This is a genomic window from Serratia myotis, assembly GCF_027474885.1.
GTDB classification, from domain to species: Bacteria; Pseudomonadota; Gammaproteobacteria; order Enterobacterales; family Enterobacteriaceae; genus Serratia; species Serratia proteamaculans.
In genome coordinates, this window is record NZ_CP099707.1 from 5,000,060 (window position 1) to 5,013,727 (window position 13,668).

Consider the following 13,668-nt stretch of genomic DNA (forward strand, 5'->3'; position numbering starts at 1 on the left):
ATTGATTCAGGTAACTGCTATGCGTTTGATTATTGATTGCGATCCCGGCAACGGCATTCCCGGTGCCAACGTTGACGACGGGCTGGCGCTGGCGCTGGCACTGGCGGCCAAACCGCAGCTCTCACTGGAGCTTGTCAGCATCGTGGCCGGCAATACGCCACGCGACGTCGGCTTTGCCGTGGCCAACCATCTGCTACAACAAACCGGTTATCAGGTACCTGTGGTGGCAGGCGCGGCGCGAGCATTGAATGAAGCGCCAGAGCCCTGGCGCACCCATCTGGATCGTGCGATTACCGATCCGCAGCTGGCGGCTCTGTGGCGTAATACACCTTACCCGCAAGCAGCAACGACACCAGCACCGAACGCCGCCGTCGCGATCGGCGAACTGATCTGCAATCACCCCGGCGAAATCACCCTGGCGGCGATCGGCCCGCTGACCAACATTGCCCATGCCCTGCAGCTGTACCCGCAGATGGCGCAGGCGGTGAAGGAAATCGTCATTATGGGGGGAGTGTTCAACGTCGAGGGCTACATCAAGGACACCAATTTCGGCCTGGATCCAGAGGCCGCACGGCAGGTACTGACCAGCGGTGCCAACATCACGCTCGCCCCGCTGGACGTCACCACGCAAACCATGCTGACCCAGGCAGACCTGCTACAGATGACCCAGCCGGACACGCCGCTGTGCCGCTACCTGCGGGCCACAACCCAGCCCTGGATCGACTATTCCCGCCATACCCGCCATCTGCCGGGTTGCTGGATCCATGATGCACTGGTCATCGCCTGGCTGCTGGAGCCGCAATTGGTCACTACCGAGGAGTATTTTGTCGATGTGGCGCTGGAAGGAGCCATGACGCGAGGCAGCTCCCGTCGCTGGCGACCGGAAAGTCTGCGCCTGACGGTCGGCATGCCGGAACCCGAAGGCCAACCGGTGCGGATAATGCAGCAGGTGGATAACGCGCGTCTGCTGGCGTTGATCGGCGAAACGCTAGCTCGCGAATGAAAAAAGGTGCGCCGGGGCGCACCAATCATCAAGCCAGCATCGGCAGCGTCGGGTACTACCCCTTGCCTTTCACGCTGCCAATAAACGTTTCACGCGCTGTGGTAGAACCCAGTTTTTCAGCCTCATTCATCAGTTTCAGCGCTTTATCGATATCGCCCGCCTTCACCGCCTGTTTGATGCCGTTGTTAAAGTAAGTGTCAGTGTCATTCAGCATCGGTTCCGCCGGTTTGGTCGGTGCCGGTGCCGGAGTCGGTGCAGCCGCAATCGCCGCGGTGGAACCCACCACCACTGGCGTCGCCGCCGGTGCCGGTTGCAGCATACCGATCATGATATTGCCGCTGCCCTGTTCAGCCGTCACTTTCAGTTTGATGGTGCCACTGGTGCTGTGGCTGGCAATCGGATCCGGAATATCCGGCACCGCGTTGCCCACGCCCTGCGCATAAGCCTTCGCCGGGTTAGTCAATTGGGTGGTTTTCGCCAGATCCTGACGGGTGGTGTACACCAGCAGATAAATTTGTTTCTGGCCGAGCGCCGGGGTCAGTTTCAACGTGCCCTCAAGGCGATCGGACGACATTGCCCCCGGAGGCTGATAAGGGAAGTAGCTGCTCGGGTAATAGGCGGCCGGACGCAGGTGCTCATCCAGCACCAGTACGCTCGGGGCGTAAATGGCGTTGTTCTTGCTGATGCTGCTCAGCGTGACTTCCAGCGAGCCGCGATCGGCCGGCAGCGTATAGGCGGCAATAGCGCCCTGAATGTCACCCTGATTAATTTGCGGGCTGACATTATCCAGTTTTACGTCCTGGCTGACCGGCGGTACCAGCGGTTGCCATGGCAGGCTTTGCAGCGTGCTGGCGCTAATAGCCGGAGCGATGGAAACATTGGCCGGTGTATCGGCATTGGCCACCAGTGGCGCGCCCACGGTAAGGGCCAGTGACAGGCAGAGTGACAGCAGATTCTTTTTCATTGTTATACCCCATGGTATCCGACGCGGCTCAGGCAAGAGAGACGTTGTCGGCGAATACAGGTTGGGGAGAGCACCTGGCTCTCCCCGTTATCTCATTACCACCAGATTTCCATCTGGGCGCCGAAGGTGACTTCATCGTCATTACCGCGGCTGAAGGTATGCATGCTGGTGTCGTTGTACGCGGTACCTGAGGTGTAACCGGTGCCGGAATCGCTGTTAGCGTAACCCCATTTCTCATCCCACTTGGCGTAGGTTGCAAATACGCGGATCGCCGGACGGGACCAGATGCTGTTGCCCGCCTGCCACTGTTGCGCCAGGGTGACTTTGTACTGGCCGTTGCGATCGCCGGTACGCTGGGATTTCACGTTGTCGTAACCGGCTTCCAGCAGGGTGCTCATGATTGGCGTCCATTTGTACATTGGGCGCACGCCCACGGTGTACCAGGTGGTGCCATTGTTGTTGTCGCGATCGATATCCTGGAACATGGCGACATACATCATCGCCCATTGATCGTTGAAGTCGATGGCGCCGTGATCCAGCACGCGGATCATCTTGCCGTTGTTGTCGATGGTGGAGCCCTGACTACGGCCGTTGTTCTGCGAAGTCATAGAATCGGTGGCGTACTGCAGCACAAACTTGTTGTAGCCGGTCAGGATGCTCTGGGTATGTTCCGCAGTCACCAACCAACCGTCTTTGCTGGCACCGTCAGCCAGGCTGTAGCCGTCCTGCGCGTTAGCCCGGCCGTAGTCCAGGCCCAGCTCCAGGGTACCGCCCGGGTTCAACTCCAGACCGGCCAAACGCACGTCGAAGGTGTCGTTGACGGTAGGGCGTTGGTCCAGTTCATTATCCAGATAACCGTAAGAACCGCCGGATTCGGAGTTACGGGTCACGGCAGCAGACAGCTTGCCGAAGCCCAGATCGATGTTTTCCAGACCCGCACCCGGGCCGGAGATATCCCAGTAGTAGAAGTCGATCATATGGACGTCATGACGCTGATAGAAACGCTTACCGGCCCACATATTGGCCCCCGGCAGCCATTCGATCAGGTTTTTACCCTGCACGTTCACTTCACGGAAGCCTGGCGTCACATCTTCCCAGTCAGAACGTTGTGAAACCGAGTAAGCCAGGTTGGTATCGAAGTAGAAGCTTTTGTCGCCTTCTTTCCACACTTCCTGACCCAGCTTCAGTTCGGCGTAAGTTTCACATTCGTTACCGAGACGGTATTTGCTGTCGGCGCCGGTGGCCTTGAAGCACTGTTGCTCACCACCGCTACCGGTCCAGCCAATGCCGGAACGGGCATAGCCTTTAAAATCAAGGGCCATTGCCTGAGTGGTGAGAACACCAGCGGCGATTGCCAGTGCCAGAGGAAGTTTGCGCAGAGTAGTCATCATTATTCTCCTGTTATACAGACTGTGATGCTTTAAACGCCCGGCTCCTGGTGCAGCCGTTTACATGCCGTACCGTCTTCACGGAACAGATGGCAGCGGTGAGGCGGCAGGCCGATAGCGAATGTTGCACCTTCTTCTACCAGCACCACGTCGTTCTGGCGGTAAACCAGGTTTTGACGAATTGCCGGGATTTGGATGTGGATTTGCGTCTCGTTGCCGAGTTGCTCCACCACCTGTACGTCACCGGTCAGACGAACTTCAGAGGCGTCACCCGGCAACAGATGCTCGGGGCGAATGCCCAGCGACAGATTCGAGCCAACCTGTACCTCTGTGCCTTCGACCGGCAACCACACCAGTTGGCGGTTAGGCAGTTCGACCTGGACCTGTTGCGGTTCTGCGGCGGTCACTTTGACCGGCAGGAAATTCATTTTCGGTGACCCGATAAAGCCGGCGACAAAGCGGTTGGCCGGATAGTGATACAGCTCCAGCGGCTTGCCGATCTGGGCGACACGCCCGGCGTCCAGCACCACGATTTTGTCGGCCAGCGTCATCGCTTCAACCTGATCGTGGGTGACGTAAATCATGGTGCGCTGCAAACGTTTGTGCAGACGGGAGATCTCAATGCGCATCTGCACCCGCAGTGCGGCGTCGAGGTTGGACAGCGGTTCGTCGAGCAGGAACACGTCCGGCTCCGCCACCAGCGTACGGCCGATTGCCACCCGCTGACGCTGCCCACCGGACAGCGCTTTGGGCCGTCGGTCGAGCAGGTGAGCCAGCTGCAGCACTTCCGATACCTGATTCACCCGCTGGTTGATTTCCGCTTTTTTAGCCCCCGCCAGCTTCAGGCCAAACGACATGTTGTCGGCCACCGACAGGTGCGGATACAGCGCATAAGACTGGAATACCATGCCGATGCCGCGCTCGGACGGTGGCACCTCATTCATCCGTTTATCGCCGATCATCAGCTCACCGGAGGTAATGTCCTCCAGGCCGGCGATCATGCGCAGCAGCGTTGACTTGCCGCAGCCCGATGGCCCGACAAACACCACAAACTCACCGTCATCGATCGTCAGATTGACGTCCTTGGAAATCACAGTCTCGCCGAAAGCCTTATAAACGCTGCGCAATGTGACGCTAGCCATGCGTTACTCCCCTGCTTTCGCAGTTAACGTTTCGTGTAAAAATGGCGGACGCAAAACCCGCCAAAACCCATTGATGACCCTCTTGCTGCGCGCCGTGCTGCCATGCCAGTGGCAAGGTCGCCTCAGACGGCGCGGCCGCCTGAGTATAAGGCTGCAGGTTAATCAGCGCTTCAAGGCATTGATCCTGATGGGTAATAAGTAAGCGAACTACGCCATTACGCTGGCTGATGGCGCTCAGCTCACCCTGCTGGATCACCGGCAAACGGCGCAGCGCCAACAGAGACTGGCAGTAACGTAAGGTCGAGTGGTTGTCATGCTGTTGGCGGCTGATGGCCAACGCGCGGTGTTCGATCGCCACCTGCTGATACCAGTGGATCTCACCGGCGGTCACTTGCTCCGGCGCTTCATGCCAGGGCATCGGCGTTTGAGCACCAAGCGGATCCTGCAAACCGGCCGCGTGCGGCAGACCCAGCTCCTCTCCCTGATACAGACAAATCGGCGCGGGCAGCATGGCCAGCAACGTCAAAAAAGCATCGGCGGAACGCAAGTTACCCTGCCCCCAGTGGCTGACCACCCGAGGCTGGTCGGCATCACCGGTGCTCCACAGGCTGTCGGCCAGCGTGGCCCGGCGGGCATTCAATACCTCAACCAGCTTCTCCACGCTAAAAGGCACCACTTCCAGCGCCAATGGGCTGCGGAGATACTGTTGCGGCGTTGCGGCGCGTCGAATGTGGTTTGGCCCATCGCAGTACCACAGTGCCAGGCCCTGGGCGGCGACGGCGGCGTCATCTTGTGCCGCCAATGCCTGCGGCAATACCAGGCCGTCGATCGACAGCGTGCTCAGGTAGGGCAATGCCGCAATCATGCCGCGAGCGTCGCCTACACCGTCCCCGTTTCCATCGCGGAAACTGACCGGATGGATCCGGTACAGGGTTGGCTGAGTGGCGGTAGGCATTGGCGACATAAATCCGGTTCCTGCTGCATTGGGTGTTGAAAATCAATGTGGCCGATAGTGCGGTAAACCCCACAAAGGGTAATCATCCGTAACAGGATTTTTCATGGGGGAGGAGATGGGAGGATGAGAGAACGACTGCGGCGGTGAGAAGTTCCACGCTTAAGACAAATCTGTGATCTGCCTGGCAAAAATCGTCCCCCTATTTTGTGTCTGACACCACAGAATAGAGCGCAATGTTAACTGGATCACACTCCGCAGGCCTGGGGCGTAGAGGGGGGGAGGATGAGAATGTGTCGCTTTGTGACCCACTATTACCGCGAAACCTCTCTCCTTGATTTACGTGCCCATAAAAAAGAAGGATTGGATTATGACTCGCAGCTTTACCACCGCCCGCACACTGGTGCTTTCGGCTCTGACCACCCTGGTGCTTTCTTCTTCCGCCTTCGCCAAGATCGAGGAAGGGAAACTGGTTATCTGGATCAACGGCGATAAAGGCTATAACGGCCTGGCCGAAGTCGGCAAAAAATTTGAGAAAGACACCGGTATCAAAGTCACCATCGAGCATCCGGACAAGCTGGAAGAGAAATATCCGCAAGTGGCTGCCACCGGCGACGGCCCGGACATCATCTTCTGGGCCCATGACCGCTTTGGCGGCTACGCGCAGTCGGGCCTGCTGGCCGAGATCCATCCTTCCAAAGCTTTCCAGGACAAGCTGTTCCCGTTCACCTGGGACGCGGTGCGCTACGATGGCAAGCTGATTGGCTACCCGATCGCGGTAGAAGCACTGTCGCTGATTTATAACAAAGACCTGATCAAGCAGGCGCCAAAAACCTGGGAAGAGATCCCGGCGCTGGACAAAGAGCTGCGCGCCAAAGGCAAGAGCGCCATCATGTGGAACCTGCAAGAACCCTACTTCACCTGGCCGATTATCGCCGCCGACGGCGGTTATGCCTTCAAGTATGAGAACGGCAAGTACAACATCAAGGACGTTGGCGTGGCCAATGCCGGTTCACAGGCCGGGTTGCAGTTCATCGTCGATCTGGTGAAAAACAAACACATCAACGCCGATACCGATTACTCGATTGCCGAAGCCGCGTTCAACAAAGGCCAGACTGCGATGACCATCAATGGTCCCTGGGCCTGGTCCAACATCGAACAAAGCAAAATCAACTACGGCGTGACCCTGCTGCCAACCTTTAAAGGCAAGCCGTCCAAACCTTTCGTCGGTGTACTGACCGCCGGGATCAACGCCGCCAGCCCGAACAAAGAGCTGGCGACCGAATTCCTGGAAAACTACCTGCTGACCAACGAGGGGCTGGCGGACGTCAACAAGGACAAACCGCTGGGCGCAGTCGCGCTGAAGTCTTACCAGGAACAGTTGGCGAAAGATCCGAAGATTGCCGCCACCATGGAAAACTCACAGAACGGCGAAATCATGCCTAACATCCCGCAGATGAGCGCCTTCTGGTACGCCGAACGCAGTGCGGTGATCAACGCCGTCAGCGGCCGCCAGACGGTGAAAGCCGCACTGGATGACGTACAGACCCGTATTACCAAGTAACACACTACGTTGTGCGGGGTGCGGACCTGCGCCCCGCTGTAGCTCCACAGAAAGGAACGCCCTATGCAATTAGCTCACGCCGGGTCACCTGCGCGCAAAAAGTCGAAGTGGTGGCAGAGTGACATACTGAAATGGCTGGTCATCGGCCTGTTCAGCCTGGTTACCTGCTATCTGATTGTGTTGATGTATGCACAGGGTGAATACCTGTTTGCCATTCTGACGCTGATCTTGGTCAGCGCTGGGCTTTACGTCTTCGCCAACCGCCGTGCTTACGCCTGGCGCTACGTTTATCCGGGCATCGCCGGTATGGGGCTATTTGTCCTGTTTCCGCTGATTTGTACCATTGCCATCGCCTTTACCAACTACAGCAGCACCAACCAGCTCACTTTTGAGCGCGCCCAGTCGGTGCTGATGCAGCGTCAATTCCAGACCGGCAAGACCTTTACCTTCGGCCTGTATCCTGCGGAAAACCAACGCTGGCGTCTGCAGTTAACCCACCCGGACAGCGGCCAACAGCTGATTTCCCAGCCTTTCAGCTTTGATGCCAACGCACCGCAAACGCTGAAGCTGGTTGAGGAAGGCAGCGAACCGACAGGCGAACGCGCCACGCTGCGGGTGATCACTCAAAACCGTCAGGCGCTGAGCCAATTGGTAGCCCAGTTACCGGAAGGCGGTGAGCTGCGCATGAGTTCCCTGCGCCAGTTTTCCGGCACCACCCCGCTTTACGCACTGGATAAGGACAGCAACCAGCTGACCGACCAGCAAACCCATATTCAATACCGGCCTAACCCGGAGATTGGCTTCTATCAGGCGGTAAATGCCGACGGCAACTGGGCCAAAGAGACCCTCAGCCCAGGCTACACCGTGACTATCGGTGGGAAAAACTTCCTGCGCGTCCTGCAGGATGAAGGCATCAAGAAGCCGTTCGTGTCGATCTTTATCTGGACCATCGTGTTCTCGGTGATGACCGTGATCCTCACCGTGGCGGTAGGCATGGTGCTGGCCTGCGTGGTGCAGTGGGATGCGCTGAAAGGCAAAGCCATCTATCGCGTGATGCTGATACTGCCCTATGCGGTGCCGTCATTTATTTCGATTCTGATTTTCAAAGGCTTGTTCAACCAAAGTTTCGGTGAAATCAACATGATGCTCAGCCATCTGTTCGGCATCAAACCGGCCTGGTTCAGCGACCCCATCACCGCCAAGAGCATGATTTTGATCGTCAACACCTGGCTGGGCTACCCGTACATGATGATCCTGTGCATGGGGCTGTTAAAGGCGATCCCTGACGATTTGTACGAAGCTTCGGCAATGGACGGCGCTACCCCGATGCAGAACTTTTTCCGCATCACTCTGCCGCTGCTGATTAAGCCGCTAACGCCGCTGATGATTGCCAGCTTCGCCTTCAACTTTAATAACTTCGTGCTGATCCAACTGTTGACCAACGGCGGACCGGATATGATCGGGACTACCACGCCGGCCGGTTATACCGACCTGCTGGTCAGCTATACCTACCGTATCGCCTTCGAAGGCGGCGGCGGACAGGACTTTGGGCTGGCGGCGGCAATTGCCACGCTGATCTTCCTGCTGGTGGGCGCCCTGGCGATCCTGAATCTGAAAGCCAGCAAGATGAACTTCGACTAGGGAGAAAAATAATGGCTATGGTCCAACCCAAATCCCAGCGCCTGCGCCTGTGGATGACCCATACTCTGATGCTGTGCTTTATCGCCCTGATCATGTTCCCGCTGCTGATGGTGATCACTATCTCACTGCGATCTGGCAACTTCGCCACCGGCAGCCTGATACCGGAGCAAATTTCCTGGGATCACTGGCGCCTGGCGCTTGGCATGAGCGTGACGCACGCCGACGGCAGCGTGACCCCACCGCCGTTCCCGGTACTGTTGTGGCTGTGGAATTCGATCAAGATCGCGGTGATCACCGCCATCGGCATCGTTACGCTGTCTACCACCTGCGCCTACGCTTTTGCCCGCATGCGTTTTCGCGGTAAAAGCACGCTGCTGAAAAGCATGCTGATTTTCCAGATGTTCCCGGCGGTGTTGTCACTGGTGGCGCTGTACGCCTTGTTCGATCGCCTGGGCCAATACATCCCGTTTATCGGCCTGAATACCCACGGTGGGGTGATCTTCGCCTATATGGGCGGCATCGCGCTGCACGTCTGGACCATCAAAGGCTATTTCGAGACCATCGATAATTCGCTGGAGGAAGCCGCCGCGCTGGACGGTGCCAGCCCGTGGCAAGCCTTCCGTCTGGTGCTGTTGCCGTTGTCGGTGCCGATTCTGGCGGTGGTGTTTATTCTGTCGTTTATCGCCGCCATCACCGAAGTGCCGGTCGCCTCGCTGCTGTTACGTGACGTCAACAGCTACACGCTGGCGGTGGGCATGCAGCAATATCTCAATCCGCAAAACTACTTGTGGGGCGACTTTGCCGCTGCGGCAGTGCTGTCAGCCATTCCGATTACCGCCGTATTCCTGCTGGCACAGCGCTGGCTGGTTGGGGGCCTGACGGCCGGTGGGGTCAAGGGTTAAAGGTTTTTTGCCACTGTAATGCGTTTGCTGTACTTCGCTCTATACCTGTGTCTTCGGCGGCCCCTATGGGCCGCCATTTTTATGCCCATTTATTCTCTTTTTAAGCGGTCGGTATTGGCCAGATAAAGCGTCACCACCAGTAACAATATCGCGGCTGAATAAATTAGCGTATCAATTGGATTTTCATGATCCACAATGATCAAACGGATAATTGCGGTAATGCCGATATAAATAAAGTAACGCAGCGGGAAGTGATAACCCGACTCAAAATACTTCACAATCAAGGCGATAAACTCAAAGTAGAGGAAGTAAATCACAATCCCTTCAATCAGCAGATAGGACGTCGACTCCTCGTTGTTGACAAACAAGACTTTCGCCAAATGAATGGTTTCTTTAACCAAAAAGACGATCAGGATCGCTGCCAGCAGCAGCAGTCCAACATTCAACACCCGTTGCAACCCTTTGGCGATCGTTACCGAGCGGGAGGTTTTTGCCATAAATATTCCCCATCAATACCACTGAAGTTATCCGCGCATCCTAACATAGGCATTATCTTAAAAATTAATATCCGCACGGAGCCAGGAAAAAATTAATACTATTCAGACTGTTATAAATAAATGTTTCGTATGGATATATTTGTAGCAAATTGAAATGTCAACTATGATGGGTCATAGATCTTTACATAAAACAAACAACTCGAATTAACAAGGGAATATTTATTTATGCGCGCTAAACTTAACGGACTGGTCGCCGCAGGCCTGTTTACCTGTGCATTAAGCAGTCATGCCAGCGGATTGGTCACCCCTGATAATGATCTGCGTAATGACCTGGCCTGGCTGTCCGACCGCGGTGTCATCAACGTCAGCCTGTCGACCTGGCCGCTGAGTCAGGAAGAAATCACCTCCGTTATTTCCCAGGCCAAACCGGTAACCAATACCGAGAAAAACGTCCTCGACCGCGTTCAACGCCGCGTCGGTGACTTAAAAGCCAATATTCGCATCAGCGGCTACGCTGCCACCGACAAGCCGGGCACACCGCAGGGCTTCGGTCAGAACCAGTACGCAGACCAAAGCCTGACTATCGGTGCCGGTGCCAACGGCGAGTTCTGGGACGTGCGCGTCCAGGGGTCGGTTGAGGGCGATCAACGCGTCAGCGACGGCTCCAAATTCAACCTGAATGGCTCCTATGGTGCAGTAAAAATCTGGAACCAGTGGTTATCCTTCGGTGAAGTATCCCAATGGTGGGGACCGGGCTATGACGGTAGCCTGATCCGTTCCGACGCCGCACGACCGGTTGCCGGCTTTATGCTGCAGCGCGCCGACCAATCGCCGTTTGAAACTCCTTGGCTGTCGTGGATTGGCCGTTGGCAGTACCAGCTTACCGCTGGCCAATTATCACAGTACAGCGCCGTGCCTGATACCAAGCTGATCGGCGGTCGCTTTACCATGATGCCGACCAACTTCCTCGAGCTGGGTGCTTCGCGTGTCATGATGTGGGGCGGTGATGGCCGTCCGCACTCCTGGAGTTCATTCTGGGATGGTGTGACCGGCAACGATAACACCGGCGATGTGAAAAACGATCCTGGTAACCAACTGGGCGGTTTCGACTTCAAATTAAAATTGCAGCCGCTAGTAGGCCTACCTGTCAGCTTCTACGGCCAGATAGTTGGCGAAGATGAAGCTGGTATGCTGCCGTCGCACAATGCCTATCTGTTAGGCCTGGAAGGTCATCCGGAATGGGGTCCAACCACCATCAACTGGTCTATCGAAGGGTCTGATACCCGGTCAAACGGCAATACTGAGAACGTAATGTACAATCATTACGTCTATAAAGGCGGCTATTATCAGCAAGGTTACCCACTGGGCCACGCTATGGGTGGTGACGGGCAGATGCTGTCCGGCCGTGTAGAAATGGTGCTGGATGACGGCCAGCGCTGGAGCACCCGTCTGGTGTACGCCAAAGTGAATCCAAAAAATCAAACCATTAACCAGGCATTCCCGAAATCCGACACGCTGAAAGGCATTCAGTTGGGCTGGGGTTACAACTTCGATTCACAGGTCAAGTTTGACACCAGCCTGTGGTACACCGATAACAACGCCAGCACCGCCGACGACGTGGGCGCAGGCATCAGTTTCGAAGTGCCGATCAATCTGTAATCATTCAGACGTAAAAAAACCCGCCGCGGCGGGTTTTTTATTGGCATCAATTCAGGCGGTAATTAACGCCATGCTTTGAAGCGGTTGATCAGCGCATTGGTTGAGCTGTCATGGCTGCTGACCGCTTCGTCACCGGCCAGCTCCGGCAGGATACGGTTAGCCAGCTGTTTGCCCAGCTCCACGCCCCACTGATCGAAGGTGAAGATGTTCAGGATCGCGCCCTGGGTGAAGATCTTGTGTTCATACAGCGCAATCAGGCTGCCCAGGCTGAACGGGGTGATCTCACGCAGCAGGATGGAGTTGGTCGGACGGTTGCCTTCAAACACCTTGAATGGCGCCACGTGCTTGACCTCTTCCGGCGTTTTGCCCTGTGCAGCGAACTCTTCTTCTACCACGTCCAGCGACTTGCCGAACGCCAGCGCTTCGGTCTGCGCGAAGAAGTTCGACAGCAGTTTGGCGTGGTGGTCGCTCAGCGGGTTGTGGCTGATGGCCGGTGCGATAAAGTCGCAAGGCACCAGTTTGGTCCCCTGGTGAATCAACTGGTAAAACGCGTGCTGACCGTTGGTGCCTGGCTCGCCCCAGATGATCGGGCCGGTCTGGTAATCCACCGGGTTGCCGTTGCGATCGACATATTTACCGTTAGATTCCATGTTGCCCTGCTGGAAGTAAGCGGCAAAACGGTGCATGTACTGGTCGTATGGCAGGATAGCTTCGGTTTCTGCACCGAAGAAATTGTTATACCAGATGCCGATCAGCGCCAACAGCACCGGCAGGTTTTGCTCCGCCGGGGTTTGCGCGAAGTGTTTGTCCATCGCGTGCGCGCCGCTCAGCAGCTGCTCGAAGTTCTCGTAACCCAGTGACAGTGCAATCGACAGACCAATCGCCGACCACAGGGAATAACGACCACCGACCCAGTCCCAGAACTCGAACATGTTGGCGGTATCGATACCGAACTCACCCACTGCCTTGCCGTTGGTAGACAACGCCGCGAAGTGTTTCGCTACGTGTTTTTGATCGCCGGCAGTGCTCAGGAACCAGTCGCGCGCGCTGTGGGCGTTGGTCATGGTTTCCTGGGTGGTGAAGGTTTTGGACGCCACCAGGAACAGGGTGGTTTCCGGGTTCAGCGGCTGCAGCGTTTCGGCGATATGGGTGCCGTCAACGTTGGAGACAAAATGCATATTCAGGTGGTTCTTGTAAGGGCGCAGCGCCTCGGTCGCCATATAAGGGCCGAGATCCGAACCACCAATACCGATGTTCACCACGTCGGTAATGGCCTTGCCGGTGTAACCTTTCCAGTCACCGCCAATCACGCGGTCACAGAACTGTTTCATTTTGGCCAGCACCGCGTTCACTTCCGGCATTACGTCTTTGCCGTCCACAATAATCGGGCTGTTGCTGCGGTTACGCAGGGCAACGTGCAGCACCGCACGGTCTTCGGTACGGTTAATTTTCTCACCGGCAAACATGGACTTGATCGCGCTTTGCAGATCGGTATCTTTCGCCAGTGCCTGCAGCTTCTCCAGGGTCTCCGCGGTTATGCGGTTTTTAGAGTAGTCCACCAGCATCTGATCGTTGAAGGTGGCGGAGAACTTGGAGAAACGCTCACTGTCCTGAGCAAACAGATCGCTGATCTGCACATCTTTCATCTGTTCAAAATGTTGCTGCAGGGCTTGCCAAGCAGCGGTTTGACTAGGATTGATATTTTTCATAGCAACACTCTTAGGCTTGAGAATAAAGGTGACGTGGTTGTCCGATTGTAGCCTGTTCGACTGTGATTATGATCTCTTTTCTTGCGATAGGCGCTAACTGTCAAACGCCGCCGCATCGTTTCAGCTCTTCCCCTATACTTTTGGATAACAGCCTGTTATCAGGGTTAGTTAACTGTCACTAAACTGTGTCAGGTTATCACCACGTCATTGACGTAATTAGGCGAAGGATGCGCGGCCAGCAGGCTGC

11 protein-coding genes are annotated in these 13,668 nt (G+C 56.2%); 5 read left to right on the plus strand and 6 right to left on the minus strand.

The annotated features are described in order from the left end of the window. The first annotated feature begins 19 nt into the window (after window positions 1-19). Window positions 20-1,003 (plus strand): nucleoside hydrolase, encoded by a 984-nt coding sequence (locus tag NHG65_RS23525; RefSeq protein ID WP_219017103.1) that lies wholly within the window; start codon window positions 20-22, stop codon window positions 1,001-1,003. Between the two features lie 55 nt (window positions 1,004-1,058). Here the strand turns inward: NHG65_RS23525 and malM are convergent, their stop codons facing one another. The 4 genes from malM to NHG65_RS23545 form a co-directional block, all read right to left on the minus strand. After that, on the minus strand, window positions 1,059-1,967 hold the full coding sequence (gene malM / locus NHG65_RS23530) for a maltose operon protein MalM (RefSeq protein ID WP_219017104.1): 909 nt from the start codon (window positions 1,965-1,967) through the stop codon (window positions 1,059-1,061). A 95-nt stretch (window positions 1,968-2,062) separates the two neighbouring features. Beyond that, entirely contained in the window at window positions 2,063-3,358 is a 1,296-nt protein-coding gene (locus NHG65_RS23535) for a maltoporin (RefSeq protein WP_129936894.1), read from the minus strand. A gap of 29 nt (window positions 3,359-3,387) precedes the next feature. Beyond that, complete coding sequence (malK, locus tag NHG65_RS23540; protein WP_099063603.1) at window positions 3,388-4,497, minus strand: maltose/maltodextrin ABC transporter ATP-binding protein MalK; 1,110 nt, start codon at window positions 4,495-4,497, stop codon at window positions 3,388-3,390. Then, entirely contained in the window at window positions 4,490-5,461 is a 972-nt protein-coding gene (locus tag NHG65_RS23545) for an alpha-amylase family glycosyl hydrolase (RefSeq protein WP_099063604.1), read from the minus strand. Before NHG65_RS23545 ends, malK begins: the two co-directional genes overlap by 8 nt. 358 nt (window positions 5,462-5,819) lie before the next feature. Between NHG65_RS23545 and malE the strand changes: the two genes are divergently transcribed. From malE to malG, 3 genes are all read left to right on the plus strand, one after another. Further along, on the plus strand, window positions 5,820-7,013 hold the full coding sequence (gene malE / locus NHG65_RS23550) for a maltose/maltodextrin ABC transporter substrate-binding protein MalE (protein WP_037416088.1): 1,194 nt from the start codon (window positions 5,820-5,822) through the stop codon (window positions 7,011-7,013). 63 nt (window positions 7,014-7,076) lie between these two features. Beyond that, window positions 7,077-8,654 carry a maltose ABC transporter permease MalF gene (malF, locus tag NHG65_RS23555; RefSeq protein ID WP_499182734.1) on the plus strand — a complete coding sequence of 526 codons (1,578 nt, stop codon included), beginning with the start codon at window positions 7,077-7,079 and terminating at the stop codon, window positions 8,652-8,654. A gap of 11 nt (window positions 8,655-8,665) precedes the next feature. Next, window positions 8,666-9,556, plus strand: coding sequence for a maltose ABC transporter permease MalG (gene malG, locus NHG65_RS23560; RefSeq protein WP_112347184.1), 891 nt, complete (start codon window positions 8,666-8,668; stop codon window positions 9,554-9,556). A gap of 89 nt (window positions 9,557-9,645) precedes the next feature. Here the strand turns inward: malG and psiE are convergent, their stop codons facing one another. Beyond that, window positions 9,646-10,053, minus strand: coding sequence for a phosphate-starvation-inducible protein PsiE (gene psiE, locus NHG65_RS23565; protein WP_099063607.1), 408 nt, complete (start codon window positions 10,051-10,053; stop codon window positions 9,646-9,648). A 225-nt stretch (window positions 10,054-10,278) separates the two neighbouring features. Between psiE and NHG65_RS23570 the strand changes: the two genes are divergently transcribed. Beyond that, a complete protein-coding gene (locus tag NHG65_RS23570) occupies window positions 10,279-11,712 on the plus strand; it encodes a capsule assembly Wzi family protein (RefSeq protein WP_129936891.1) in 1,434 nt (477 codons plus the stop codon). Between the two features lie 62 nt (window positions 11,713-11,774). Here the strand turns inward: NHG65_RS23570 and pgi are convergent, their stop codons facing one another. After that, window positions 11,775-13,421: a glucose-6-phosphate isomerase gene (pgi, locus tag NHG65_RS23575; RefSeq protein WP_499182735.1), complete on the minus strand. Its 1,647-nt coding sequence runs from the start codon at window positions 13,419-13,421 to the stop codon at window positions 11,775-11,777. Window positions 13,422-13,668: the final 247 nt, after the last annotated feature.

What these genes read in the sequence shown, in the direction of transcription:
- malM (WP_219017104.1), bottom strand. Translation starts at nt 1,967, where the DNA reads ATGAAAAAGAATCTGCTGTCACTCTGCCTGTCACTGGCCCTTACCGTG.
- malK (WP_099063603.1), bottom strand. Translation starts at nt 4,497, where the DNA reads ATGGCTAGCGTCACATTGCGCAGCGTTTATAAGGCTTTCGGCGAGACT.
- malE (WP_037416088.1), top strand. Translation starts at nt 5,820, where the DNA reads ATGACTCGCAGCTTTACCACCGCCCGCACACTGGTGCTTTCGGCTCTG.
- psiE (WP_099063607.1), bottom strand. Translation starts at nt 10,053, where the DNA reads ATGGCAAAAACCTCCCGCTCGGTAACGATCGCCAAAGGGTTGCAACGG.
- NHG65_RS23570 (WP_129936891.1), top strand. Translation starts at nt 10,279, where the DNA reads ATGCGCGCTAAACTTAACGGACTGGTCGCCGCAGGCCTGTTTACCTGT.
- malF (WP_499182734.1), top strand. Translation starts at nt 7,077, where the DNA reads ATGCAATTAGCTCACGCCGGGTCACCTGCGCGCAAAAAGTCGAAGTGG.
- NHG65_RS23535 (WP_129936894.1), bottom strand. Translation starts at nt 3,358, where the DNA reads ATGATGACTACTCTGCGCAAACTTCCTCTGGCACTGGCAATCGCCGCT.
- NHG65_RS23545 (WP_099063604.1), bottom strand. Translation starts at nt 5,461, where the DNA reads ATGTCGCCAATGCCTACCGCCACTCAGCCAACCCTGTACCGGATCCAT.
- malG (WP_112347184.1), top strand. Translation starts at nt 8,666, where the DNA reads ATGGCTATGGTCCAACCCAAATCCCAGCGCCTGCGCCTGTGGATGACC.
- NHG65_RS23525 (WP_219017103.1), top strand. Translation starts at nt 20, where the DNA reads ATGCGTTTGATTATTGATTGCGATCCCGGCAACGGCATTCCCGGTGCC.
- pgi (WP_499182735.1), bottom strand. Translation starts at nt 13,421, where the DNA reads ATGAAAAATATCAATCCTAGTCAAACCGCTGCTTGGCAAGCCCTGCAG.